This is a genomic window from Sphingorhabdus sp. YGSMI21, assembly GCF_002776575.1.
Classification (GTDB): domain Bacteria; phylum Pseudomonadota; class Alphaproteobacteria; order Sphingomonadales; family Sphingomonadaceae; genus Parasphingorhabdus.
Genome location: NZ_CP022548.1, coordinates 1278436 through 1301154, shown reverse-complemented (window position 1 = coordinate 1301154; position 22719 = coordinate 1278436). Strand labels below are relative to the sequence as shown.

The 22719-nt window shown below is 60.0% G+C and carries 26 protein-coding genes; 14 read left to right on the top strand and 12 right to left on the bottom strand.

The window, feature by feature from the left end:
* Positions 1-42 precede the first annotated feature (42 nt).
* The 8 genes from CHN51_RS06375 to CHN51_RS06340 form a co-directional block, all read right to left on the bottom strand.
* Entirely contained in the window at positions 43-582 is a 540-nt protein-coding gene (locus tag CHN51_RS06375) for a demethoxyubiquinone hydroxylase family protein (protein ID WP_240616877.1), read from the bottom strand.
* The gene (locus tag CHN51_RS06370) at positions 575-1060 is read right to left on the bottom strand and encodes a disulfide bond formation protein B (RefSeq protein ID WP_100093277.1); all 486 of its coding nucleotides are present in this window, start codon (positions 1058-1060) and stop codon (positions 575-577) included. The genes CHN51_RS06375 and CHN51_RS06370 overlap by 8 nt, the downstream gene beginning before the upstream one ends.
* A 9-nt stretch (positions 1061-1069) precedes the next feature.
* Positions 1070-2434, bottom strand: a complete 1365-nt coding sequence (locus tag CHN51_RS06365; RefSeq protein ID WP_100093276.1) for a S41 family peptidase — start codon at positions 2432-2434, stop codon at positions 1070-1072.
* Between the two features lie 127 nt (positions 2435-2561).
* Complete coding sequence (locus CHN51_RS06360; protein WP_240616876.1) at positions 2562-3761, bottom strand: peptidoglycan DD-metalloendopeptidase family protein; 1200 nt, start codon at positions 3759-3761, stop codon at positions 2562-2564.
* Positions 3762-3763: 2 nt separating this feature from the next.
* Positions 3764-4186 carry a 23S rRNA (pseudouridine(1915)-N(3))-methyltransferase RlmH gene (locus CHN51_RS06355; protein ID WP_089133816.1) on the bottom strand — a complete coding sequence of 141 codons (423 nt, stop codon included), beginning with the start codon at positions 4184-4186 and terminating at the stop codon, positions 3764-3766.
* Between the two features lie 12 nt (positions 4187-4198).
* Positions 4199-4522, bottom strand: coding sequence for a ribosome silencing factor (gene rsfS / locus CHN51_RS06350; protein WP_100095454.1), 324 nt, complete (start codon positions 4520-4522; stop codon positions 4199-4201).
* A 92-nt stretch (positions 4523-4614) separates the two neighbouring features.
* Positions 4615-5256: a nicotinate-nucleotide adenylyltransferase gene (locus CHN51_RS06345; RefSeq protein WP_100093274.1), complete on the bottom strand. Its 642-nt coding sequence runs from the start codon at positions 5254-5256 to the stop codon at positions 4615-4617.
* A gap of 10 nt (positions 5257-5266) precedes the next feature.
* The gene (locus CHN51_RS06340) at positions 5267-6520 is read right to left on the bottom strand and encodes a glutamate-5-semialdehyde dehydrogenase (protein WP_100093273.1); all 1254 of its coding nucleotides are present in this window, start codon (positions 6518-6520) and stop codon (positions 5267-5269) included.
* A gap of 294 nt (positions 6521-6814) precedes the next feature.
* On the opposite strand from CHN51_RS06340, the gene CHN51_RS06335 reads away from it, so the two are divergent.
* Positions 6815-7960, top strand: coding sequence for a M23 family metallopeptidase (locus tag CHN51_RS06335; protein ID WP_240616875.1), 1146 nt, complete (start codon positions 6815-6817; stop codon positions 7958-7960).
* Positions 7953-8375, top strand: coding sequence for a polymer-forming cytoskeletal protein (locus CHN51_RS06330; protein WP_240616874.1), 423 nt, complete (start codon positions 7953-7955; stop codon positions 8373-8375). The genes CHN51_RS06335 and CHN51_RS06330 overlap by 8 nt, the downstream gene beginning before the upstream one ends.
* A gap of 44 nt (positions 8376-8419) precedes the next feature.
* Here CHN51_RS06330 and CHN51_RS06325 read toward each other — a convergent pair whose 3' ends face one another.
* Positions 8420-9928: a YifB family Mg chelatase-like AAA ATPase gene (locus CHN51_RS06325; RefSeq protein WP_100093270.1), complete on the bottom strand. Its 1509-nt coding sequence runs from the start codon at positions 9926-9928 to the stop codon at positions 8420-8422.
* Positions 9929-10105: 177 nt separating this feature from the next.
* On the opposite strand from CHN51_RS06325, the gene CHN51_RS06320 reads away from it, so the two are divergent.
* The 9 genes from CHN51_RS06320 (at position 10106) to dapE (ending at position 16665) form a co-directional block, all read left to right on the top strand.
* Positions 10106-10837, top strand: coding sequence for a hypothetical protein (locus CHN51_RS06320; RefSeq protein ID WP_100093269.1), 732 nt, complete (start codon positions 10106-10108; stop codon positions 10835-10837).
* Positions 10838-10961: 124 nt separating this feature from the next.
* Entirely contained in the window at positions 10962-11297 is a 336-nt protein-coding gene (locus tag CHN51_RS06315) for a PGPGW domain-containing protein (protein ID WP_240616873.1), read from the top strand.
* A 107-nt stretch (positions 11298-11404) separates the two neighbouring features.
* Entirely contained in the window at positions 11405-11539 is a 135-nt protein-coding gene (gene rpmH, locus CHN51_RS06310) for a 50S ribosomal protein L34 (RefSeq protein ID WP_082788408.1), read from the top strand.
* Between the two features lie 114 nt (positions 11540-11653).
* A complete protein-coding gene (rnpA, locus tag CHN51_RS06305; RefSeq protein WP_164089012.1) occupies positions 11654-12004 on the top strand; it encodes a ribonuclease P protein component in 351 nt (116 codons plus the stop codon).
* Complete coding sequence (yidD, locus tag CHN51_RS06300; protein WP_100093267.1) at positions 11998-12210, top strand: membrane protein insertion efficiency factor YidD; 213 nt, start codon at positions 11998-12000, stop codon at positions 12208-12210. The genes rnpA and yidD overlap by 7 nt, the downstream gene beginning before the upstream one ends.
* Before the next feature lie 53 nt (positions 12211-12263).
* Positions 12264-14123 (top strand): membrane protein insertase YidC, encoded by a 1860-nt coding sequence (gene yidC / locus CHN51_RS06295; RefSeq protein ID WP_100093266.1) that lies wholly within the window; start codon positions 12264-12266, stop codon positions 14121-14123.
* Between the two features lie 35 nt (positions 14124-14158).
* Positions 14159-14782, top strand: a complete 624-nt coding sequence (gene yihA, locus CHN51_RS06290; RefSeq protein WP_100093265.1) for a ribosome biogenesis GTP-binding protein YihA/YsxC — start codon at positions 14159-14161, stop codon at positions 14780-14782.
* A 73-nt stretch (positions 14783-14855) separates the two neighbouring features.
* Positions 14856-15527, top strand: coding sequence for a glutathione S-transferase family protein (locus tag CHN51_RS06285; RefSeq protein WP_100093264.1), 672 nt, complete (start codon positions 14856-14858; stop codon positions 15525-15527).
* A 10-nt stretch (positions 15528-15537) separates the two neighbouring features.
* A complete protein-coding gene (dapE, locus tag CHN51_RS06280; protein ID WP_100093263.1) occupies positions 15538-16665 on the top strand; it encodes a succinyl-diaminopimelate desuccinylase in 1128 nt (375 codons plus the stop codon).
* Between the two features lie 13 nt (positions 16666-16678).
* Here the strand turns inward: dapE and CHN51_RS06275 are convergent, their stop codons facing one another.
* The 3 genes from CHN51_RS06275 to CHN51_RS06265 are packed head-to-tail and all read right to left on the bottom strand — an operon-like array spanning position 16679 to position 19253.
* Positions 16679-17239: a Smr/MutS family protein gene (locus tag CHN51_RS06275; RefSeq protein ID WP_100093262.1), complete on the bottom strand. Its 561-nt coding sequence runs from the start codon at positions 17237-17239 to the stop codon at positions 16679-16681.
* A 3-nt stretch (positions 17240-17242) separates the two neighbouring features.
* Complete coding sequence (locus CHN51_RS06270) at positions 17243-18556, bottom strand: murein transglycosylase A (RefSeq protein ID WP_100093261.1); 1314 nt, start codon at positions 18554-18556, stop codon at positions 17243-17245.
* Between the two features lie 25 nt (positions 18557-18581).
* Entirely contained in the window at positions 18582-19253 is a 672-nt protein-coding gene (locus tag CHN51_RS06265) for a Tim44/TimA family putative adaptor protein (protein WP_164089010.1), read from the bottom strand.
* 311 nt (positions 19254-19564) lie between these two features.
* On the opposite strand from CHN51_RS06265, the gene secB reads away from it, so the two are divergent.
* The 3 genes from secB to trpS are packed head-to-tail and all read left to right on the top strand — an operon-like array spanning position 19565 to position 22687.
* Positions 19565-20074, top strand: coding sequence for a protein-export chaperone SecB (gene secB / locus CHN51_RS06260; RefSeq protein ID WP_240616943.1), 510 nt, complete (start codon positions 19565-19567; stop codon positions 20072-20074).
* Positions 20075-20097: 23 nt separating this feature from the next.
* Complete coding sequence (gene murJ / locus CHN51_RS06255; RefSeq protein WP_100093259.1) at positions 20098-21687, top strand: murein biosynthesis integral membrane protein MurJ; 1590 nt, start codon at positions 20098-20100, stop codon at positions 21685-21687.
* 4 nt (positions 21688-21691) lie between these two features.
* A complete protein-coding gene (gene trpS / locus CHN51_RS06250) occupies positions 21692-22687 on the top strand; it encodes a tryptophan--tRNA ligase (RefSeq protein WP_100093258.1) in 996 nt (331 codons plus the stop codon).
* Positions 22688-22719 lie beyond the last annotated feature (32 nt).

Sequence of the window (22719 nt, the reverse complement as noted above, 5' to 3'; positions counted from 1 at the left end):
GTCCACAGCGGCCTGAACCGGTGCTGAAGCGGGTTGCGCTTCCTAAATCCGTTTCGACAATCCTATCGCGAACCGGCATCCCAGCCGAATTGCCGCGCTCAGGACCGGATAGCCGGGCGTGTCTTCCGCTCCCGAAGCTATTGCCGTAGCCTTATGCTCCAATTCCTCTTCGCGAAACTCCGCAATCATACGGGTCAGTTCCGGTTCGCTTTCGGTTTCGAGCGCGTCCAGCTGTTCCCGATAATGCTGGTCAATTTCTGTTTCGACGGCAGCCGTACAGGCCATTGCCGCACGCGGCCCCATCGCTGCCGTGGTCGCGCCCAGCGCATAGCCGGCAATCTTCCAGAAAGGCTGCAAGGCGGTGGGCCGCACGCCGCGCTCGGCGATCATCTGGTCAAAGGCATCAAGATGGCGCTGTTCCTGTTCCGCCATATGGTGGATCTCGCTACTTTGCGGCGCATGGTCGCCCATCACCGCCAGCTGGCCCTTGTAGATTTGCGCTGCGCCATATTCCCCGGCCTGATTGACCCGGATCATCGAGGCAATATCCGCTCTTGTTCGTCCCAATTTTGTCTCAGACATGGTCGGCATCCTTTCGCTGCCCGGCAAGCATCACCAAGATGAGAATGGCGCCGCTTACTGACAAGAGAAAATTGTAACCGGCCAGGGAAATGCCGAACAGCGACCAGGGCGCGACATCGCAGCGGACCAGCGGCGCATTCATGATCGAATCGAGCATATTGCCGTCCGCCGGAATATTGGTTGCGCAGGACGTAAGCCCTTCCCACCAGCCATATTCAACCCCCGCGTGAAAGCCGCCAATCAGTCCACTGACCATTATTGCGATCGCAGCGGCAAGGACCAACAGCCTTGATACGGGCCCGGAACGCATGATCAGCGCCAAGAAGGCCAGAATGATAGCGGCAAGATGCGGCCATCTTTGCCACATGCACATTTCGCAGGGATAGAGACCGAAGCCATATTGGCCAATCAGCGCACCACCGAGCAATGCTGCCGGAAGCAGAAGGGCCAGCCAGCCAGCGTTGCGGACGGATGCCACCGGACGACCCTAGTTTTTCGCGACCTGGGTTTTCTTGGCTGGCTTCTTGGCAGCCTTGTTCATCGCCATTTTCAGTCCATCGGGGCCAAGACGACCAATGGTCTGCAAGGCATAATGCAGCTGAAAATCCTCGACGCCCTGTTCCTTCAGCTCCTCGGCTGTCTGGGTGAAGCGCGGATCATCCTTGCTGTCTTCTTCCAGAACTTCGTCCTTCAGCTTGATCTCGTTGACCAGATGGCGTCTCAAGTCGGATTCCCGGAAACGCGGCCGGGTCTTGTAATCCGGGTCGGACAGTTGCGGTACATTGATGTCGGGCTCGATCCCGCCTTCCTGCACCGATTTTCCGGATGGCGTATAATAGCGCGCCGTGGTTAATCGCAGCGCACTTTCATTGGAAAGCGGCAGCAAAGTCTGCACCGAACCCTTGCCGAAACTGCGCTCGCCCATGACCAGGGCGCGGTGATGGTCCTGCAAGGCACCGGCGACAATCTCGGATGCCGAAGCGGAGCCGGCGTCGATCAGTACAATCACAGGCAAGCCGCCAGCGGCATCGCCGCTCTTGGCAAAATAGCGTTCAATGTCGGATTTTTCGCGTCCGCGCTGCGATACAATTTCGCCGCGCGACAGGAATACGTCGGAGACGGACACGGCTTCATCAAGCAGTCCGCCCGGATTGGAGCGCAGGTCCAGCACGTAGCCCAGCGGCTTCTTGCCGAGCGACTGGTCGATACCGGCAATCGCGGCGGCGACATCGGCGCCGGTGTCATTGGAGAAGCTGTTGATGCTGATCACGCCGATCTGGTCCCGGACTTCCCAAGTGACCGGCTTCAGGTCGATGATCGCGCGTTTCATGGAGAGATCGAATGGCTTGTCGCGGCCGGGGCGGACGATCGTGATGGTGATCGGTTCGCCAGGCTTGCCGCGCATTTCCTCAACGGCTTCGTCCAGCGTGCCGCCGTAAATCAGTTCGCCATCGATATGGGTGATATAGTCGCCCGCTTTCACGCCTGCCTTGTCGGCCGGCGTATCCTTGAACGGTGCAATGACCTTCACCGCACCGTCTTCCAGCGTCACCGAAAGGCCAAGGCCGCCATAATTGCCGTCGGTCTGCGTCCGCAGATTTTCGAAATCTCGTGCGTCGAGAAAGCTGCTGTGCGGATCAAGACTGGCCAGCATGCCTTCGATGGCACCCTTGATCAGGTCGGCATCGTCAACCTGATCGACATAGTCATTCCGCACCCGGTCAAAGACGCTCATGAACTGTTCCATTTCGCGATAGGTATTCGCATCGACGGCCGAAATTGCAGAAGTTGTCGCGGGCAAAAGCGCAACGGTCAGCACAAGGGCGGCGGCTTGCAAAACGGGCTTTTTCATCAATAGTGTCCTGTCGGTCTAGATCGGCGCCAAATATAGGCTGGAATCGTCCGTAAAGCAAAGCAGCTTAACCAATAATGACGGAAGCATTCGACCAACGACGCTTTTCTTGTTCTTTTGACCTTTTTCAGCCGACCAGCGCGGCAATATCGATCGGCCGGCCATTGCGGCGCAGCTCGACGGTGACGGCGGGATCGTCGGTACCGGACCGTCCGACCGGAGCGCCCTGCACCACCCGGTCACCGACCGCGGCGCTGCTTGTCGCCATATTGGTGATCAGGCTGGTCCAGCCGCCATCATGTTCGATGATCAATATGTTGCCATAGCCCCGGTAGCGACCGGAATAGGCCACCCGTCCCGCTGCCGGCGCCACGATCTGCGCGCCGGGATCAACGGCAATGGTCAGGCCGCGAGAGCGATAGCCGCTGTCGGATATCTCGCCGAGTCCAGTGACAATTTCACCGATCACCGGCAAGCGATAGGCGCCGGCAACATCGCCATTCTGGGCGGACCGGTCAACCGGCGGCTCGCGTCCCTGCCCAGGCCGCAACAACGGACCATCCAGATCGGCCAGAGATTCCCGGACCGCCCCGCTTTCGCGTATCCGGTCCATCAGATCCAATATGTCGCGCGCTTCCTCGCCAAGCGCCAGCGCCTGATCCTGCTCGATACCGGCATCATCGGAAAACCGCTGGGCCTCGATCCGCTCGCTGGCTTCCAGACTGGCCAGCTGCCGCCGCCTTTCGGTCAGGCGACGCTGGCTTTCATCCAGCGACACGATCGCACGGGCCGCCTGCAGCCGAAGCTGCTCGCCCTGCCTGACCTCGTCGCGCAGGCTGGCAGTGCGCCGCTCGATTTCCGGCATCACCGCCGAGAGGATCGAACGCATGTAGATAAGTTCGTCGAGCGACCGCGGCTCAACCAGAGCGAGCGCGGTCGGCTTGCGGGTCATCATCTGCAGCGCCGCCGTCAGCTGGATCATCGGGCCCTGCTTTTCCGCCAGCCGGGCCCGCTGGCGCTGCTGAAGCTTCGTGACAATGGCGATGCGGGTGCGGGCAGCCTTGATATCGGCTTCCGCCGACTGGATGCGGGCAGCGAGAGCAGCGGCTTCGGCAGCGAGCCGGTCGGCATCATTGCTGGCCGCCTCCGCCTGGCGCCGCAAGGCTTCACTGCGCTGGCGCGCGCGCTCGGACTGTTCGCGTGCGGTCAACAGGCTGCGCTGCTGTTCCGCAATACTCGGACCGGGCGTCTGCGCAGAGAGCAGCGCCGCTCCTGCCGTGGCGAGGCCGAGAAAAGCAGACAGGGCCAGAAGGGAACGGATCATCATGGTCATCCTTCCCGGTGATAGGGATGACCGGCGATGATGGAGGTTGCACGAAACAGCTGTTCCGCCAGCATCGCCCGCGCCATCATATGCGGCCAGGTCGCCTTGCCGAAGGAAAAGAAATGGTCTGCGCTGGCGCGTTCGTCCGCGCTCAGACCGTCCGCGGCACCGATAAGGAACCGCGCCTCGCGCGCGCCGTCATCGCGCCAGGCCGACAGCAGGTTGGCGAATTTCTTCGACGTCCAGTTTTCACCGGTTTCGTCCATGGCGATGATTCTGGTTACGCCCTGAAGTTTCGGCATCTTGCCGCCCTGATCCGGAAGCTCGCTGATCTTCACGTCCCAGCCGATCCGCTTCACATAGCGGTCGACGAGTTCCGCTTCCGGACTGCGGCCGATCTTGCCGCGGGCGACGATATGCAGTCTCATCGCCCGGCTATATCAGGCTTCGGCGACTTCCGCCGCATCGCCTTCCTCGTCGACAGCCCACATCCGTTCCAGATTGTAGAAACTGCGGACTTCCGGCCGGAACAGATGCACGATCACATCGCCGGCATCGATCAAAACCCAGTCGGCATTGGCGAGGCCTTCGATTCGGGCAGTGCCGCCCGCCTGCTTGACGCGCTCGGCAAGCTTCTGTGCAATGGCAGCGACCTGTCTGGTCGAACGCCCTTCGGCGATCACCATATGGTCCGCAATATTGCTTTTGCCGGCCAGCGCTATGGAGACAACGTCCTGCGCCTGATCATCGTCGAGCGATTTCATGACAAGCGCGTGGAGCGCGTCTGATTCGGCCTTTCCTTCCTTGGAAGTGGCAGATTTCAGAGCTTTTACCTTCGGTTTCGTCAACTTAAATCCTAATCTTCTGGGCCAATCAGCCGGTGTGTCACCGCGTCGCGGACGCGGCGATCATCATATTGCTGATGCCAATGGGGCCGGGCCATCCGGATCGCGGTGGCCGAGCGTGGGTCGGGACGATAGCGCAGGAATGTCAGCGCCGGCGTACTCCAGTAGGTCCAGTTACGACGCTGGCGCGCGGGGTGGACGAAGCGCCGCAGCCAGGCCATTGCGGGAGCCGCAAAAGCATCGTCATCATAGCCGGGTCTCGAAATAACTGCAATCGGCAATAATCGGGCGATCTTTCGCCAGTCTTTCCAGCGATGGAATTGCGCGAGATTGTCGGCTCCCATGATCCAGACAAACTGCCGCTTCGGATAACGCCGGACCAGTTTGCGCAGCGTATCATAAGTAAAGCGCGTGCCCAGATCCTGTTCGATGGCCGTCGGCTTGATCCTGCTGCGGCGCGCCATTTTCTGTGCCGAAGCCAGCCGCGCATGCAGCGGTGCCATGTCCTTGGCCCCTTCCTTCAGCGGATTGCCCGGCGAGACCAGCCACCAATATTCGTCCAGATCAAGTTCTTCTATGGCAAACAGGCTGATCGCGCGATGCGCGCCATGAGCCGGATTGAATGATCCGCCGAGCAGGCCGGTGGTTTTCACCGAATCATACTCAAGGACGTATCTGCCCGGTTCCGCGCACCACCCATTTATAGGTCGTCAGCCCTTCCAGCGCCACCGGGCCACGTGCGTGGAGCCGTCCGGTGGAAATGCCGATTTCCGCGCCCAGACCGAATTCGCCGCCATCGGCAAACTGGCTCGATGCATTGTGCATCACGATCGCACTATCGGCCCGCAGGATGAACCGTTCGGCCAGATCTTTATCTTCGGTGACGATGACGTCGGTATGATGCGAACCATGTTCGGCAATATGAGCCAGCGCCTCGTCGACGCCGTTGACCATCGCGACCGACAATATCGGTGCGAGATATTCGGTGTCCCAGTCCGGAGCCTCTGCCGAGACGATCCGCTCGTCCAGTTCAAGAATGCTGTCGTCGCCGCGCAGTTCGCATCCGGCATCGAGCAGGGCCCGCATCAGGGGACCGGGCGCCGGATAATCCTGATCGACCAGCAATGTCTCCATTGCGCCGCAAATACCGGTTCGCCGCATCTTCGCATTGACCGCGATCGCCAGCGCCTTTTCCGGATCGGCATCCTTGCCGATATAGGTGTGACAAATGCCGTCGAGATGCGCCAGCACCGGCACCCGCGCTTCGTCCTGGACCCGCTTGACCAGCGACTTGCCGCCCCGCGGAATGATGATATCGATCAGCCCGCTGGCTTTCAGCATCGCGCCCACAGCAGCCCGGTCGGTGGTCTGGACCAGCTGGATCGCGTCAGCGGGGAGCCCCGCCTCGACGACACCCGCAGCCATGGCTTCGAAAATAGCGCCATTGCTGTGAATCGCTTCCGAACCGCCACGCAATATGACGGCATTGCCCGAACGCAACGTCAGGGCGGCGGCATCGGCGGTTACATTGGGCCGGCTTTCGTAAATGATGCCGATCACGCCCAGCGGTACCCGGACGCGCTGCATCACCAGTCCATTGGGCCGTTCGGCGCGGTCGATGACCTGGCCGACGGGATCGGGCAGGTCGGCAACCTGCTCGACGGCCGCCGCAATGGCTTCAAGCCGCGCTTCGTCGATCATCAGCCGGTCGATCATGGAATCGCTCAACTCGCGATCGCGCGCACTTTCTACGTCCCGCTGATTAGCGGCAAGAATGGTCTGTTGACCGGCGCGCAAATGCCGCGCAGCCGCTTTCAGGGCAGAAGATTTCTGGGCATCGCTCACGCCGGTCAGCATCGAAAATGCAGCGCGCGCCTTGCGGCCCATGTCGGTAATCAGTTGTGCAGAATCTGTCATAGGCGGCTGCTAGCATGGCGGCGGCAGCAATTTAACCCACAATCGCCACAGGTTCGGGCAAGAAAATTTTATCGCGGAACAACAACCGATTCTCCCGAATCGCCATTCCTGCGCACAAATTGTTCGCCAGCGCGCAATTCATCGCATGACTCGTTCGACTCGTCACGAGTCAACCCGATGCGAGTCGCCAGCTTCGACAGCCTCTGCTAGCGAACGGTCGGGGATTACGAATTACAACGGCGGGTCATGCACAAACACAACACCGGAAAAGGGTTAAGAGCCCGGCTGGATCATATGTTTACGGATCGCGAATTTTTCATGCGATCACACGGACAGGTCCGTTTTCTCACGATTTCAGCTATATTGCAGAAACGTGTCTTCTACACCGTCGCGGCGGCGCTGGGCTTTTGGCTCCTGATCACGCTGGCAATGATGGTCAACCAGCTTACCGTGACCGGAGAGCGCATGGCGCTTGCCCAGAAGGAAGCCGAGGTCAACAGCACCGAAAGCCGCGTTGCCGATTACAAGGCTTCGATCGAAGATGTCGCCGCCGATCTAAAGCAACGTCAGGACGTGCTCGACCAGATGACCGAGCAATTTGTCGGCGAACAGCCAGAAGCGGCTGAATCCTCCGCACAGAAACAAACCGACGAACAATTGTCGGAAAACACCCGCAAAATCAGCGCAGCTTTCCCCGAAGCGGCCCGTCTGGCCGAACTGGAAGCCCGCCAGATCAAATTTGCCCGGCGCCTGACAATGGCCGCCATCCAGCGCACCCAGCAGGCAGAAGAGGCAATCCGCAAGTTCGGCCTGAACCCCGAAAAGCTGAGCAAGAATTCCATGGCTGCGATGGGTGGTCCGTTGATCCCCTTTTTCAATGGCAAGGACCAGCATTTGCATCCGACGCTCGAACGGCTCAATCTTGCGCTGCAGCGCATGGACGCACTGGAGCGGACGCTGATCGCAATCCCGTCCGGCAAACCGTCCAGCACGGGTATGATTTCAAGCAGCTATGGCTATCGCCGTGATCCGTTTACCGGCGGTGGCGCCATGCACAGCGGTATCGATTTCAAGGGCCCTCGCGGCCTGCCGATCCTCGCAGCCGCCGGCGGCAAGGTCACCCATGCAGGATGGAAGTCCGGCTATGGCAAGACCGTGGAAATCACGCATGGCAACGGTTTGATGACCCGTTATGCGCATTTGTCCAAAATCGGCGTGACCGCGGGGCAGAAGATAGAACAGGGAATTCAATTGGGCGCTATGGGAAGCACGGGCCGGTCGACCGGCACGCATCTGCACTTCGAGGTGCGGCTGAACGGACGCGCCATCAACCCCCGACCATTTTTAGAGGCGAACACAGATGTTCTCAAGATCAAAGCCATCGCGCGACAGCGTGCAAACTCCCCGAAGCGCAACGAGTCAGGCGCCGACCGTGGCTAGAAGCAGCGGCAGCAGCGGATCCAGCTTCTCGATCATCGGTGACGGGATCACTATCACTGGCAATATCGAATCGAAGGTCGACCTGCATATCGACGGCGAAGTGATTGGCGACGTCAAATGCCTGTCGCTCGTCCAGGGTCCATCAAGCAAGATCAAGGGCGCGATCGTCGCCCAGAACGCCAGCCTGTCCGGCGCGGTCGAAGGGTCGATCGACGCCGGCGATCTTGCCATTGCCTCCACCGCCCGCATCGGCGGAGACGTCACCTATGAAAATGTGACGATCGAGCAGGGCGGGCATGTCGACGGCAAGTTCAAGCATCGCAGCAGCAAATCGCCCAATCTCGCCAAATCTACGGTGAACATGAACGAAATGGCGATTCCGCTGGAACTGACACCGGACGACAGGGCCGCCTGATCACGGCATTGCGGACCTGCAGTCGAGCGGGCAAGCCCCAAAGGTTAATTTCGCGGTGGCTGTCTCCGGTAGCTGAGCGCTTCCGCCACATGGATCCGGCCGACAGCCTCTGCTCCCGCGAGATCCGCGATGGTGCGGGATACGCGCAACACCCTGGTATAGCCCCGCGCGGTTAGCCGCATCGCTTCCGCCGCCTGGCCCAGCAGGACCTGCCCCGGCTCGTCGGGCGCGGCATATATTTTCAGGGCATCGCCGTCGATCTCGCTATTGGTCCGCGCGTCGAGATCGGCGTAGCGCTGGTGCTGGACCGACCGGGCAGCAGCAACCCGCGCAGCGACCTGGCCCGAACCCTCTGCCGGTGCCGGCATCGTCAGATCCGCAGCTGACAGCGCTTCCACCTCGATATGCAGGTCGATCCGGTCGAGCAGCGGCCCCGACACTCTCGCCTGATAATCGACCGCACAGCGTGGTGCCCGAGAACAGGCCAAGGCTGCATCACCGAGATGGCCGCAACGGCACGGGTTCATCGCCGCGATCATCTGGATACGGGCCGGGAAGGTGACATGGGCATTGGCCCGGGCGACGCTGACTTCTCCGGTTTCCAGCGGTTGCCGCAGCGAATCGAGCACCGCTCGCTGGAATTCCGGCAATTCGTCGAGAAACAGGACGCCAAGATGGGCGAGGCTGACCTCGCCGGGACGGACCTTGAGCCCGCCGCCGACCAGCGCGGCCATCGAGGCGCTGTGGTGCGGCGCGCGAAAAGGGCGCTGGCGCGACATCTGGCCGCCCTCCAGCGTCCCGGCGACCGAAGCCACCATCGACACTTCCAGCGCTTCGGAAGGGGACAGCGGCGGCAAGATACCGGGGAGACAGGACGCGAGCAGCGACTTGCCCGAGCCGGGCGGGCCGCTCATCAACAGGTTATGGCCGCCGGCCGCCGCAATCTCCAGCGCGCGCTTGGCCGTTTCCTGACCCTTCACCTCTTTCAGGTCCGGGCCATAGTCCGGTTCGGGCGCCTCGCCGGTTTTTGGTGGCGTCAATATCGACTGGCCCTTGAAATGGTTGAGCAACGCCAGCAGGTCTTCGGGCGCCAGCACCTCGACATCACCCGCCCAGGCCGCTTCCGGACCCTGCAGGGCCGGGCAGACCAGACCCAGGTCCCGGCCCGAGGCGTGAAGCGCCGCCAGCAGCACGCCGGGCGTGACAGCGAGCCGGCCGTCAAGCGACAATTCTCCGACCACTATATAGCTTGCCAGCGTCTCGGCATCGATGATCCCCATTGCCCCGAGCAGTGCCAGCGCGATCGGCAGGTCATAATGGGAACCGGCCTTCGGCAGATCGGCGGGCGACAGATTGACGGTGATTCTTTTGGGGGGCAGCGAGAGGCCCATTGCCGCAATCGCGGCGCGCACCCGTTCGCGGCTCTCGGCGACCGCTTTGTCCGGCAGGCCGACCACGTTGAAGGCGGGCAGTCCGGGCGCAACCTGACATTGCACCTCCACGCCCCGCGCCTCCAGTCCGAGATAGGCCACCGTCTGAACCAGCGCCACCATTATAGCCGCCCAAACTTCATGCCGGGAATAGTGGCAATGACGCGGGATCGAGTCGAGCCGCAACCGCGCCATGTCCGCAACGGTCAAAAGTGCCGCGCGTGAGAAGGGACCAATGGTTAATATTGGGTAACTAGGCCCCGATACTTTGTGGCAAGCGCCAGGCCCCAGAGAAACGGCATGAGCAAGAATTATCATATAGACACGATCCCGAACCAAAATGACCCTGCCGGCTCAAACGGCGGCTTTCTGGTCAGCGCGTTCCTTCTGCTCGCGCTGCTCCTCTTCCCGGCCCAGCCCGCGCTCAGCGCCAGCAGCTATATCGTCACCGAGACCGTCGAGGTCTTCGAATATGATCTGCTGGAGCCGGAAGCACAGGCGGAACCGGCCGGCGCGGCCTATGGCAATTATGGCCCGTTTCGCGTGGTCGCTGCCGATACGGTGGAAATGACGGGAACGGTCGACAGCTACACACCCGCATTGTTCCGGCAGATGATGAAACATTTCCCGGGGATCAAGCGGATCGAGATGCTCGATTGCGACGGATCCGTCGATGAAGAAGCCAATCTCCGGCTTGCGCGGATGATCCGGAACGCGGGTATCAGCACCCATGTACCGGCCGGCGGCTCGGTGCGATCCGGTGCAGTCGAACTTTTTCTCGCCGGTGTCCGCCGGACGGCCCATCGCAATGCCGAATTTGTCGTGCACAGCTGGATGGACGAGGATGGCCGCGAAGCCAATGACTATCCGGCCAATGATCCGGTCCATTCCGAATATCTCGACTATTATGCCGAAATGGGTGTCCCCAGGGGAACCGCCCAGGAATTTTACGCGCTGACCAACAGCGTACCTTTTTCCGAGCAGCTGCGCCTGTCGCGAAATGATATGGCCCGCTTCCAGATGGTCCACTAGTTCCCGGTTTCGCTGCCCCTCCGTTCATGTTTCATGCATGGGCCGGGAACAATAATCTCTTCCACGCGCTTTAGTTGACAGAGCAGACTTGCGACTCTGCCTGCAAAGCACCAAGTGGAACGAGATGACCGACAAAATGACCGACAAGCGCTGGAAATATACTTCGGGATCGCGATTCGTGCTCGCGGTCATCGGCTTCATGCTGATCATTGTCTCACCGATTATCGGTGCCATTCCCGGACCGGGCTTCATCATCGTCTTTCCCATCGGCCTGGCCCTGGTCCTGCAAAACTCGCGCTGGGCCAAGAAGCGCTATGTCGATTTCAAACGCCGTTTCCCCAATTATGGCAAATGGACCGACTGGGCGATGCGACGGCGGCACCACAAGACGCTGCCCGACGATTTTGAACTGCCGATTTTCGGCAAGGTGAAGACCGGCAATCGGGACAAGAAAGTCTAGCGCAAACGCTTGACTTTCCGCGCCTGCCTGCCTAATCGCAGCGACAACGTATCGGCCGCAGCTTATGGCGGCCTTTTTTATCGAAATTTTGACGTAGGATAATCGCGATGAAGCGTACATTTCAACCAAGCCGTCTGGTCCGCAAACGGCGCCATGGTTTCCGCGCCCGCAAAGCCACCGTTGGTGGCCGTAAAGTGCTGGCTGCCCGCCGTAGCCGTGGCCGCAAGAAGCTTTCTGCCTAAAAGCGAATGACCGCCCGTGCTGCGCCTGTCGAAGCACGCCCAGCGCCGGATCATCGGGATTTGCAAAATCCTTCAGCCGATTCGGCGCCCGCTGATTCAAACCAGCCTATCGAAGTGATTCGCAAACGTGCGGATTTCCTCGCTGCCAATCGTGGCAAGCGATTCGTCACTCCCAGCTTTGTCCTGCTCGCGCATCGCCGCCGCCCCGATCATTCCATCGAGACGGACAGGATTCGCTATGGCATCACGGTGACCAAGAAAATCGGCAATGCCGTGGCGCGCAACCGGATGAAGCGCCGCTTCCGGGCACTGCTGGCGCAATGCCTGCCCGACGAGGGCATCGCCGGCGTTGATCATATTATGATCGGCCGCAAGACCGTCCAGGAGGCGGATTTTGCCACCATGAAGGCGGATCTGGAAAAGGGCCTGAAATATCTGGCAAAAAAGCTGGACCAAAAATGTTGAAGTCTGTTTTCATCTTCTGCGTGCGATGCTGGCAATGGGGCCCGTCGCGAATCCTGCCTCCGACATGTCGTTTTCTGCCCACTTGCAGTGCCTATACGATCGAGGCGATTGAGAAACATGGTGCAATTAGGGGTAGCTGGCTGGGGGCTAAACGGCTATTGCGCTGCCATCCTTGGGGCGGCTCGGGTTTTGACCCGGTGCCTTGATACCCTGAACACCGATCCTTTTTACAACAAATGGCCGAAAGCGGGACGAGATAGTGGACGACAAGCGTAATATTATCATGGCGATACTCCTCACGGGGATCATCCTGTTCGGCTGGCCTTTGCTGATGGAACAATTTTTCCCGGACATGGCCAACAAGAACGAGGTTGTGGAACAGGCGGATGCGCCCGCAAATGACCAGGTCGCCGGCGACCTCAGCGTTCCGGGCACGGGCAGCGTGAACAGCAGCGCCGATATTGGCACCGCGACCGCACCTGACAAAATCAGGCCATTGGCCACCGTCTTGCGGGAAAATCCCCGCATCCTCATCGATACCCCCCGGCTGCAGGGTTCGGTCAACCTCAAGGGCGGACGCATTGATGATCTCACCCTGACCGATCATACCGTGGATATGAGCAAGGACAGCAAGCCTGTGCGGCTCTTTTCCCCGTCCGGCACCGAAAACGCCTATTTCAGCCGCGTCGGCTGGGCGGGTGACGGCGTCGCGGTTCCCGACGATAATACGATCTGGTCGGCTGACCAGAACCGGCTGACCCCGGACACGCCGGTGACGCTAAGCTGGTCCAACGAGACCGGACAAATCTACCGGATAAAACTGTCGATCGACCCGGACTATCTGATCACCACCGAACAGAGCGTCGTCAATCGCGGTGCCAATGCCATTGCGCTCAGGCCTTATGGTCTGATCAACCGGAAACGCGATCTGAACAATGTCCCGGCCAATGAGGCCAGCACCTGGACCATCCACTCCGGTCCGGTCGGCGTCTATGAAGGCGCGGCCAATTATGACGTGGACTACGAGAATCTCGCCGGCGAGGAACCCGGATTTTTTGCCGGCCTGTTCGGCACATCTGCGGTTGCCGGAACCAATAGCTACGACAAGGAAGTCAGCTGGCTGGGCTTTACCGACAAATATTGGCTGGGTGCCCTGATCCCGGAAAATATCAACGATGTCGACGCCAAATTCCGTTCCGGCGGCGGCGATATATTCCAGGCGGAAATTGCCAAGAAGAGCGCGCAAATCATCGCCCCCGGCAAACAGCTGACGACTACGACCCGGCTTTTTGCCGGCGCCAAGGAAAACGCGCTGCTGGAAAAATATGAAGCGGAATATGGAATCAAGAACCTGGATCGCGCCATTGACTGGGGCTGGTTCTACTGGTTCGAGAAGCCGCTATTCTATCTGCTCAACTGGCTGTTCAAGCTGGTCGGCAATTTTGGTGTCGCAATCATTTTGATGACCTTCGTCGTGCGCGGCGTCATGTTCCCGATCGCCCAGAAGCAGTTCGCCTCCATGGCACAGATGCGTGCGGTGCAGCCGAAAATGAAGGCAATCCAGGAAAAGCACAAGGACGACAAGCAGCAGCAACAGCAGGAAATCATGAAGCTGTACAAGGACGAGAAGGTCAATCCGCTGGCTGGCTGCCTGCCGATTTTCCTGCAGATTCCGATCTTCTTCGCGCTGTACAAGGTGTTGATGCTGTCAATCGAGATGCGTCACCAGCCTTTTGCGCTTTGGATCAAGGATCTGAGCGCACCTGATCCGCTGACGCCGGTCAATCTGTTCGGCCTGCTGCCTTTCGATCCGCCAAGCTTTCTGGCTGTCGGCATCTTGCCGATCCTCATGGGCATCACCATGCACTTGCAGTTCAAGCTGAACCCGGCTCCGATGGATCCGATGCAGAAACAGATTTTCAGCATCATGCCATGGATATTGGTGTTCATCATGGCACCCTTCGCCGCCGGCCTGCAGCTCTACTGGACCGTGTCCAACATCCTCACCATCGCGCAGCAGAAATGGCTCTATTCCCGTCATCCGCAGATGAAGGAAATGATGGCCAAGGAAGCAGAAGAAAAAGCGCGGAAAGCCGAAGCCGATAAGGCCAAGGCATGAACCGGCACCTCTTCCTTTCGATGAACGGCGTCTAGATGGACACTCCTCTCAGCCCCAAGCTCTTCTCCGGCCCGATCAGCTTTCTGAAAAGTGCGCCGCAGCTGCAGTTTCTGCCTGATCCGAAGGTCCCGGAAATTGCTTTTGCCGGCCGTTCCAACGTCGGCAAGTCGTCGCTGATCAACGCGCTGACCAATCGCAACGGTCTCGCGCGTACGTCCAATACGCCCGGACGGACGCAGGAACTGAATTTTTTCGACATTGGCGATCCGCTGATCTTCCGCATTTGCGATATGCCGGGCTATGGCTATGCCAAGGCGCCGCCGAAAGTGGTCCAGAAATGGCGCTTCCTGATCAACGACTATCTGCGTGGCCGGGCTGTTCTGAAGCGGACTTTTGTCCTGATCGACTCGCGGCACGGTATCAAGCCGGTCGACGAGGAAGTGATGGAAATGCTCGACAAGGCAGCGGTCAGCTACCGGATCGTTATGACCAAGGTCGACAAGGTGAAGCAGGAGCAGCTGGATGCCACGGCCCAGCAAGTGGCGGATATTGCCAAGAAACACCCTGCGGCCCATCCCGATCTGTTGCTGACCTCATCGGAAAAGAAACAGGGAATCGACGAACTTCGGCTTGCGGTGCTCGACGCCGTGCAGAGCTAGAAGCAGCCAAAACTATTCTCCCCGGCAACGCTTTTCTATACACAGACTTCCATATTTGGTTATGGGGCAGACTATGAAACTGATAATCGGAAACAAAGCCTATTCCAGCTGGTCGATGCGCGGCTGGCTGGCGTGCAAGCAGTCGGGCCTGTCCTTTGAAGAACTGACCGTTCCCCTGTTCGGCGACGATTGGGACCATGTCCGCGAAAGCGAGAATTTCGCACCGTCCGGCGGCAAGGTGCCGATCCTCTGGGATGGCGAGACGGTAGTCTGGGACAGTCTGGCGATCATTGACTGGCTGGCCGACAAGACGCACCGCGACCGCTTCTGGCCAAAGGACGAGACCGCACGCGGCATGGCCCGCTCGATGGCCGCCGAAATGCATTCCAGCTTCATGGCGCTGCGCCGGCAATGCCCGATGAACACACGCAAGATTTATGAAGATCTCGACCTGAGCGACGAGGTCAAGACGGACGCCGCCCGGATTATCGAGCTTTGGGCTCAGGCGCGCGCCCGCTTCGGCAGCGGCGGACCGTTTCTGTTCGGCACCTATGGCGCGGCCGATATCATGTATGCGCCGGTGGTTTCGCGCTTCCAGACTTACGGATTTCGCCTGCCGGGATTTGCCACCAGTTACATGCAGACGATATTGGACCATGAATGGACCGCGCAATGGATGGCTGCGGCGGAGGAAGAGCCATGGGTTATCGAGCGGCTCGAGCAGCCGAAATCGGCAGAAGCTTGAGCAGACGCATATGACCGCACCAACCGCTCTCGAACTGGCCAAACGGCTGATTGCGCAGCCCAGCATCACGCCCGCCACCGGCAGCGTGTTTGACGAAATGGAGGCAATGCTGAAGCCTCTGGGATTTGAGGTGCACCGCTTTGTTGCCGGTGAAGCGCCCGACGGTCCGGTCGAAAATCTGTTCGCCATTCGCAAGGGCACATCCGGATCCCGGCATGTGGCCTATGCCGGGCATCTGGACGTCGTGCCACCCGGCCAGGGCTGGCAGACCGATCCTTTTGTTCCGGAGATACGCAGCGATCTCCTTTACGGCCGGGGTGCGGTGGACATGAAAGGCAGCATCGCCGCCTTCGTCCGCGCGCTTCACCAGTTGCCCGACGATCTGGGCACGATCAGCCTGATCATCACCGGTGACGAGGAAGGACCGGCGCGCTACGGAACGGTGGCGCTGATGGAATATATGGCCGAGCGCGGCATCGTGCCCGATCTGTGCCTCGTCGGCGAGCCGACGTCCGTCCACCGGCTCGGCGACATGATGAAGATCGGCCGCCGCGGATCGGTCAATATGTGGGTGACCGTCAACGGCACGCAGGGCCATGTAGCCTATCCGCAAAATGCCGACAATCCGATCACCAAGCTGGGAAAGATTCTCAGCGAGATAGATTCGCTGCAACTGGATGAAGGCACCGACTGGTTTCAGCCGAGCAATATCGAATTTACCGATCTGCACGTCGGCAATCCCGCCCATAATGTCATTCCCGCCAAGGCCGAGGGCCGGCTGTCGATCCGGTTCAACGACCGCCACAGTGGCGAGAGCCTGAGTGCGATGATCCGCGAGATTGTCGAGCGGCACGGAGGCGAGCTGAAACCGGTGATTTCCGGCGAGCCTTTTCTGACACCGCCGGGCGACTTTTCCGATCTATTGCGTGATGCGATAAGCGGCGCCACCGGGATCCAGCCGGAACTGAGCACCAGCGGCGGCACATCCGATGCGCGTTTCCTGTCAAAAATCTGTCCGGTGATCGAGTTCGGTCTCTGTAACGCCACCATGCACAAGCTGGACGAGGCCGTCGCCATCGATGATCTCGCCACATTGGCGGATATTTACGAGCATTTCGTTTTGCTCGCCACCGCCTGAACCGAGCTTTCCGTCAGCGTCTTCGGCGCAGGATGATATAAAGCGCGCCCGCACCGCCATGACGCGGATGGGCCCGGCGCACCGTGGCAATATGCGAGGCGTGGCGGGAAGCGGCGAGCCAGTCGGCAATCGCCGCCCGGATCGCGCCGCGACCACCTTCGCGGCGGCGCTCTTCGTCGTTCCGCGCCTTGCCGGTAATCAGCAATATCGCACGATGGCCAGCGGCAATGCTGAGTTCCAGCGCGCTGTCCAGCCGTCCGTGGGCAGACGATAATGTATAACCGTGCAGGTCGACCGTGACATCGGGTTGCACCATGCCCTTCGTCAAACGGCGATCCCAGCCGCCATCCAGTCCGTGGCGGGTCGGCACCGGCTTCTGCTCGCGCAGCGGGACGGCTTTGGCGGGTTTTCCGCCGAAGCTTTCCGCGGTTATCGGCCCGGGAATATCGCGCGGCCGTCTGGCTACCGGAAGGCTTTCCGCCCGCTTCACGCGCCCCTGGTCGAGCGGTTCGACGCTCTCGATAAATTTCTGCCAGAGCGCCTTTTCACCGGCGGTAAGGGGCCGGTCGGACATGGTCTAGTTGCCCGGGTTCTGGCGGGCTGCAACGAGCCGCGACACTGTTCCCTTGGGCAGGAAGATCAGTGCCTGTCCGCGCGAGGACATGCCGCCCGCGATTCTGGCCGCTTCCTCGCCGCCACCCCAGAATGTATCGAAACGGTTGGGGCCCTTGATCGCGCCACCGCTATCCTGCGCCACCCACAGGCCGTCGGCGATATCATGTTCCATGTCGAGGAACACCGGCGCGCCCAGTGGCACGAACATCCGGTCGGCGGCGACCGATGTCCGCGCTACCACCGGATGGCCCATCGCGCCCAGCGGACCCGGGCCGGTCAGTTCCTGGAAAAAGACATAGCTCTTGTTTTCGCGCATGATCTTCATGCCCTCTTCGGGATGCGCGCGCAGCCATTCGACAATGCCCTGCATATTGGTCTTGCCGTCGGCGAGCAGGCCGCGTTCGCGCATCACCCGTCCGATACCGGTATAATCGTGGCCGTTCTGTCCGGCGTAACCGATTCGCATGACCGATCCGTCGGGCAGCAACAGCCGGCCGCTGCCCTGGATCTGCAGAAAGAAGAAATCGATATAGTCGCGGGCCCATGCGATCTCGAGACCCTGTCCGGCGAGCGCCCCGTCATCAATGGCCGCCCGGTCCTCGAAGGGCACCAATCTGGTTCCGTCGACCTTGCCGCGGACGCGCTTGTCTTTCAGCGCTTCGGAAAACAGGCCAAGATCGACATCGACGAGATTTGCGGGGCGGCGATAGACCGGGACCTGATACCGGGCGTTGCTGATTCTGGAACCGTCTATCTGCGGTTCGAAATAGCCGGTGGCGAAAGCCTGGCCATCGCCAACCTGCACCGTTTCGAAATAAGAGATGAAAAAGCGCGCGGCGTCCCGGTCCTGCCAGTTCTGGGCAGCCGTGCATGACAATTGCCAGTCGGCGCCCCTGGTCAGACCACTATTGTCCTCGCGCCGGACAAGAGAAGGGCAGCTGGTCCGATAGGATCGCAGCGCCGACGCGGCTTTGGCATCGGTCAGCGCAAGACTGCTAATATCCGGTCCCAGCGCAATGCCGGAACCGGTAGCGCGGGTAGAATCATCGCCAATCTTGACGAGCTGGGCCGGATCAACCGGCTCAAATGTCGCCGGCGCGCCGTTTCTGGCGACCGGCGTATAGGCTGGCGGCGTGGCTGCCGGGGTCGGCACATCGCCGGCCACCCATTCGCCATCCGCCTGTGTGGAACGGCTTTGCGCGGCGCCCTCGGGGATGATGGTCATCGAACAGGCGCTGACCAACGCCATGGCTCCGAAAAGCGTCCCGATTTTCATGATCCTGTAGCTCGTCGACCGGGGGTCAGGCCTCATCGGTTTCGTCGAGTCGCCAATTGGGGTCTGCACTGGAGAGATCGCGGCTGAACGTCCAGACATCGTGGGTTTCGGCGGCATCGGATAGGGACCCGCCAATCAGATTGCCCTGCTTGTCCTTGACCACCGCAGCGATATCGGCGTCAAACTGGACGGTGATGCGTGCGACAGGCCGGCGATATTCCGCTGCCGAAATCCGCGCATTGTCGATTCGAACCAGCTGGTTCTCCAGAATCTCGCCGCGTTTTTCACGGGCGTCGATGACTTCGACGAAACTTTCGTAGACATCGTCGTCACAGAGCAGTTTCAATTCTTCCTTGTCGCCCTTCCAGAAGGCTTCCAGGATCATGCCATAGGCTGCTTGCGCACCCTCCACGAACCGTCCGACATCGAAATTGCGGTCGGCGCTCAATATTTCGCGCATCCCGGCTTCGGCGTTGCTGTCATAGACCATATTCGGCGCCCCGGCCGTTGCGTTTGCGGGAACGATATCGGGAATATGCGGCTTGGCATCTTCCAGCGGCCGGCGTTCACTGGCGCGCGGATCGATGTTTCGTGGCATATGTTCCTGCTCATGACCACTTCGCTTGCCCAGCACGGAATAGAGGCGCAGGCCGAGAAAGGCCGCTACCATTGCCAATAATATGATTTCGATGGTCACTTCACAATCCAATCTTTTCTTTGACCCTATACATAGGCGGAAACAGGGGCGGTTTCAAATAGCATTGATGAAAAAGCCGTTTTGCCCCAATTGGTCGGCTCCTTCTATCGCCCGATTTGTGAACCTGTGCTTACAAACGGGTGCCTCTGCAGGCCATCCGAACGGGGGTTTACTCTTTCATTGCCCTCGGTTCTTTCCCCTGCTAGGCGCGCAGCGAATGGCGCGGCAAGATGCGCCAAAGGACATGTTTGACTGTTTATTCCGAAAGGACAGGCCCGATGGCTGACGAGAATGAAAAAGACGAAAGCAAAATGGAACCGAGCGGGAATGTGACGACTCCGGATCCCCTTGCCAATGGCGCCGATACCCAGCCGCAAATCGGCGTGATTTCGCAATATGTGAAAGATCTTTCGGTCGAAAATCCCAATGCGCCGGACGTCTACCAGTGGAATGCACAGCCTCAGATCGACGTGCAGTTCAACATCGGCTCCTCGCAGATTTCCGATGAAGTCCATGAAGTCGAACTGAAAATCGACGTGACCGCGAAAGCGGACGAAGGCGTCGCCTTTGCCATCGAACTGCTCTATTGCGGTCTTTTCGGGCTGCGCAACGTCCCCGAGGAGCAGGCCCATCCATTCCTGTTTGCCGAAGCCCCGCGGCTTCTCTTTCCCTTCGCCCGGTCGATCATTGCCGACGCCGTTCGCGATGCCGGCTTCCAGGCCCTGTTGCTCGAGCCGATCGATTTCACGGCGCTCTATCTGCAGCAGCGCGAGCAGATGGCAGCCCAGCAGGCAGGCGAGCAACCGGTTGGTAACGCCTAGACAATCTTGCTAGGATAGCAGGGATGAACCTGCTGAAATCCACCGGAACGATTGCCGGACTGACGCTTGTCAGCCGCATTTTCGGCTTTGTCCGCGATATCATGCTGGCCCGTGTTCTCGGGGCCGGTGCTGCAGCCGACGCTTGGCAACTGGCTTTCCAGCTGCCCAATATCTTCCGCCGGCTGTTTGCCGAAGGCGCTTTCTCGGCCGCTTTTGTGCCGCTGTTCAACCGCAAGATGGAAGCGGATGAGGACCGGACAGCGGCGCAGAATTTCGCCGTTGACGTGCTGTCGGTATTTGTTCCCCTGCTACTCGTCTTTTCGGCGATCATGATGCTCGCCATGCCGGGCATCATCTGGCTGATCGACGATTTCGGAAGAGGCGGCCGGACCGACGGTTTTTCGGTTTCGCTGGCCCGGATAACCTTCCCCTATCTCGGCCTGATCAGCATCACCACCCTGTTTGCGGCGATATTGAATTCGCTGAGCAAGTTCGCGGCAGCGGCGGCGGCACCGATCATGCTCAATATCTGCATGATCAGCGCGCTGCTTGCGGCCCATTTTGTCAATGACGGCAACGACCCGCGCCAGACCGCCTATTTTCTGGCGGTTGCCGTGGCCACGGCCGGGCTGGTACAAATGCTCTGGCTCTATTACTGGGCGCGCAAGACCGGCTTTCGCTTTCCGCTCAAAATGCCGAAATTCAATGCCGATGTGAAAGAGCTGGGCGTGCTTATCCTGCCCGCCGTATTCGGCGCCGGCATCTACCAGATCAGCCGCTTCATCGATCTCTTCTTCCTCGGGCGCTTGCCGGAAGGATCGTTCGTCTATCTGGCAATGGCGGACCGGCTGAACCAGCTGCCGCTCGGAATTATCGGCATTGCCCTTGGCACCGCCATCCTCCCGGCGCTGTCGCGCTTCATCGCCAAGGACGATCTGGGCGGCGCCCAGCGTCTGCAAAGCAACGCCATCGAACTGGGTCTGCTGCTCACCATTCCGGCGGCCATCGCCCTGTTTTTCGCCGCCGGACCGCTGGTCACATCCTTCTACGTCGGCGGCAATTTTACCGCTGCCGATGGGCAGACCACCGCTGCGGTTGTCGCCGCGCTGGTCGTCGGATTGCCCGCCTATGTGCTGGTGAAAGTGCTGATCCCGGGCTTTTTCGCGCGCAAGGATACGAAAACGCCGGTCTATACCGCCGCCATTTCGCTGGTCATCAACATCACGCTCAACCTGTTGCTGATCCCGCTCTACGGGATCACGGGATTGGCCGTTGCCGGCGCGATTGCGGCCTGGTGCAATTGCGTGATGCTCTACACGATGCTCCACCGCCGCGGGCATTTTCATCTGGAATGGACATTGTTGCTCCGGATCGGCCGGATCACGCTGTCCGCTGCCGGCATGGCGGTCGTGCTGGTCTATGCTGCGCCGATCGGCGACGGACTCTATGACGGCACGATCTGGCAGCGGGTCGGATCTATCACCGCTCTGGTCAGCGTCGGCGGACTGGTTTATGCGGCGCTGGCATGGCTGACCGGCGCGATCGATCGCGACAAGATCACCATGTTGACCAAGAAGAAGGCGGCAGAAGAAGCCGCAAGCGAAGGAAGTTAAGACAATGCGTACGGTATCGGGCATCCAGCCAACGGGGAATCTCCATCTCGGCAACTATCTGGGCGCGATCAAGAACTGGGTGAAGATGCAGGACGAGAGCGAATGCCTGTTCTTCCTCGCCGATCTCCACGCCATCACCGTCCATAATGATCCCGTCGAACTGTCTACCAATTGCCGCGAAATGGTCGCAGCGCTGGTTGCCGCCGGGGTGGATCCCGACAAATCGATCCTGTTCAACCAGGCCCGCGTACCTGCCCATCCTGAACTGGCGTGGATGCTGATTTGCAACACGCCGATGGGCTGGCTGGACCGGATGACCCAGTTCAAGGAAAAATCCGGCAAGCACAAACAGCGCTCCTCGCTGGGCCTGCTGGGTTATCCGGTGCTGCAGGCGGCCGATGTCCTGCTCTATCAGACCACTCATGTTCCCGTGGGCGACGACCAGAAACAGCATCTCGAACTGGCCCGCGACATTGCGACGAAGTTCAACAGCGATACCGGAACCGAAACCTTCACCCTGCCCGAGCCGTTTATTGGCAAGACGGCGGCGAGGATCATGAGCCTGCGCGACGGCAAAGCAAAAATGAGCAAGTCGGACCCGTCCGATCTCAGCCGGATCAACATGACCGACGATGACGAGACAATTGCACGGAAATTCAAGAAGGCAAAGACCGATCCGGAACCGTTGCCCGACAATATGGACGATCTGGCAGAGCGGGCGGAAGCCAGGAATCTGGTCGGCATCTATGCTGCGCTGGCCGACCTCTCGCAAGAGGCTGTGCTTGCCCAATATGCGGGCAAGGGCTTTGGCGACTTCAAACCGGCGCTGGCCGATCTGGCGGTGAGCAAATTGTCACCCATTCGCCAGCGGTTCGAGGAATTGCGCAAGGACGAGACGGCGATCGACACGATTTTACGCAATGGTTCGGAAAAAGCCTCCACAATGGCACGGCCGACAGTAGAAGCCGCCTATGCAGCCCTGGGGTTGTTGCGAAACTAGCCGGTCAGCCAAATACGCTAACCATCTTCCGC

Excerpts from the sequence above, each read along its gene's own strand:
- CHN51_RS06375 (WP_240616877.1), bottom strand. The coding sequence starts at position 582 with ATGTCTGAGACAAAATTGGGACGAACAAGAGCGGATATTGCCTCGATG.
- CHN51_RS06365 (WP_100093276.1), bottom strand. The coding sequence starts at position 2,434 with ATGAAAAAGCCCGTTTTGCAAGCCGCCGCCCTTGTGCTGACCGTTGCG.
- CHN51_RS06360 (WP_240616876.1), bottom strand. The coding sequence starts at position 3,761 with ATGATGATCCGTTCCCTTCTGGCCCTGTCTGCTTTTCTCGGCCTCGCC.
- CHN51_RS06355 (WP_089133816.1), bottom strand. The coding sequence starts at position 4,186 with ATGAGACTGCATATCGTCGCCCGCGGCAAGATCGGCCGCAGTCCGGAA.
- rsfS (WP_100095454.1), bottom strand. The coding sequence starts at position 4,522 with ATGAAATCGCTCGACGATGATCAGGCGCAGGACGTTGTCTCCATAGCG.
- CHN51_RS06340 (WP_100093273.1), bottom strand. The coding sequence starts at position 6,520 with ATGACAGATTCTGCACAACTGATTACCGACATGGGCCGCAAGGCGCGC.
- CHN51_RS06335 (WP_240616875.1), top strand. The coding sequence starts at position 6,815 with ATGTTTACGGATCGCGAATTTTTCATGCGATCACACGGACAGGTCCGT.
- CHN51_RS06325 (WP_100093270.1), bottom strand. The coding sequence starts at position 9,928 with ATGGTGGCGCTGGTTCAGACGGTGGCCTATCTCGGACTGGAGGCGCGG.
- CHN51_RS06320 (WP_100093269.1), top strand. The coding sequence starts at position 10,106 with ATGAGCAAGAATTATCATATAGACACGATCCCGAACCAAAATGACCCT.
- CHN51_RS06315 (WP_240616873.1), top strand. The coding sequence starts at position 10,962 with ATGACCGACAAAATGACCGACAAGCGCTGGAAATATACTTCGGGATCG.
- rpmH (WP_082788408.1), top strand. The coding sequence starts at position 11,405 with ATGAAGCGTACATTTCAACCAAGCCGTCTGGTCCGCAAACGGCGCCAT.
- yidD (WP_100093267.1), top strand. The coding sequence starts at position 11,998 with ATGTTGAAGTCTGTTTTCATCTTCTGCGTGCGATGCTGGCAATGGGGC.
- yihA (WP_100093265.1), top strand. The coding sequence starts at position 14,159 with ATGGACACTCCTCTCAGCCCCAAGCTCTTCTCCGGCCCGATCAGCTTT.
- CHN51_RS06285 (WP_100093264.1), top strand. The coding sequence starts at position 14,856 with ATGAAACTGATAATCGGAAACAAAGCCTATTCCAGCTGGTCGATGCGC.
- dapE (WP_100093263.1), top strand. The coding sequence starts at position 15,538 with ATGACCGCACCAACCGCTCTCGAACTGGCCAAACGGCTGATTGCGCAG.
- CHN51_RS06275 (WP_100093262.1), bottom strand. The coding sequence starts at position 17,239 with ATGTCCGACCGGCCCCTTACCGCCGGTGAAAAGGCGCTCTGGCAGAAA.
- CHN51_RS06270 (WP_100093261.1), bottom strand. The coding sequence starts at position 18,556 with ATGAAAATCGGGACGCTTTTCGGAGCCATGGCGTTGGTCAGCGCCTGT.
- secB (WP_240616943.1), top strand. The coding sequence starts at position 19,565 with ATGGAACCGAGCGGGAATGTGACGACTCCGGATCCCCTTGCCAATGGC.
- murJ (WP_100093259.1), top strand. The coding sequence starts at position 20,098 with ATGAACCTGCTGAAATCCACCGGAACGATTGCCGGACTGACGCTTGTC.
- trpS (WP_100093258.1), top strand. The coding sequence starts at position 21,692 with ATGCGTACGGTATCGGGCATCCAGCCAACGGGGAATCTCCATCTCGGC.